Annotated in this window: 1 rRNA gene; it reads left to right on the plus strand. The window is 53.2% G+C overall.

From position 1 onward, the window contains the following. Positions 1-1302 (plus strand): 23S ribosomal RNA (locus tag CES82_RS11990); the annotation flags it as partial.

Raw genomic sequence — 1302 nt, forward strand, 5'->3', positions numbered from 1 at the left:
TAAGCCGTGCGCACTGTTGGATATGTGCGTTCAAGCAGCAAGTCTGGTTGTTAGTTAAATGCTTTCAACCGGGTAGACAAGCTGTGATGAGGACCGAATTTAAGTAGGGAAGTGGCTGATGTCACGCTGCCGAGAAAAGCTTCTAGTGAGTATCTTACTACCCGTACCGCAAACCGACACAGGTAGTCGAGGAGAGAATCCTAAGGTGAGCGAGTGAACTCTCGTTAAGGAACTCGGCAAAATGACCCCGTAACTTCGGGAGAAGGGGTGCTGCACGCAAGTGCAGCCGCAGTGAAGAGGCTCAGGCGACTGTTTATCAAAAACACAGGTTTCTGCAAAATCGTAAGATGACGTATAGGGGCTGACGCCTGCCCGGTGCTGGAAGGTTAAGTGGATGAGTTAGCTTCGGCGAAGCCCAGAAATGAAGCCCCAGTAAACGGCGGCCGTAACTATAACGGTCCTAAGGTAGCGAAATTCCTTGTCGGGTAAGTTCCGACCCGCACGAAAGGCGTAACGATCTGAGCACTGTCTCAACGAGAGACTCGGTGAAATTAAAGTACCTGTGAAGATGCAGGTTACCCGCGACAGGACGGAAAGACCCCATGGAGCTTTACTATAGCTTGATATTGGGTGTTGACACAACTTGTACAGGATAGGTCGGAGCCGTAGAAACCGGAACGCTAGTTTCGGTGGAGGCACTGGTGGGATACGACCCTTGTTGTGTGAACACTCTAACCCGCGCCACTAAGCGTGGCGGGAGACAGTGTCAGGTGGGTAGTTTGACTGGGGCGGTCGCCTCCCAAAAAGTAACGGAGGCGCCCAAAGGTTCCCTCAGAATGGTTGGAAATCATTCGTAGAGTGTAAAGGCACAAGGGAGCTTGACTGCGAGACAGACAGGTCGAGCAGGGACGAAAGTCGGGCTTAGTGATCCGGCGGTACCGTATGGAAGGGCCGTCGCTCAACGGATAAAAGCTACCCTGGGGATAACAGGCTTATCTCCCCCAAGAGTCCACATCGACGGGGAGGTTTGGCACCTCGATGTCGGCTCATCGCATCCTGGGGCTGTAGTCGGTCCCAAGGGTTGGGCTGTTCGCCCATTAAAGCGGTACGCGAGCTGGGTTCAGAACGTCGTGAGACAGTTCGGTCCCTATCCGTCGCGGGCGTAGGAAATTTGAGAGGAGCTGTTCCTAGTACGAGAGGACCGGAATGGACACACCGCTGGTGTATCAGTTGTGCCGCCAGGCGCATTGCTGAGTAGCTATGTGTGGATGAGATAAACGCTGAAAGCATCTAAGTGTGAAA

The sequence above is a fragment of the Secundilactobacillus silagincola genome, assembly GCF_002583405.1.
GTDB lineage: Bacteria > Bacillota > Bacilli > Lactobacillales > Lactobacillaceae > Secundilactobacillus > Secundilactobacillus silagincola.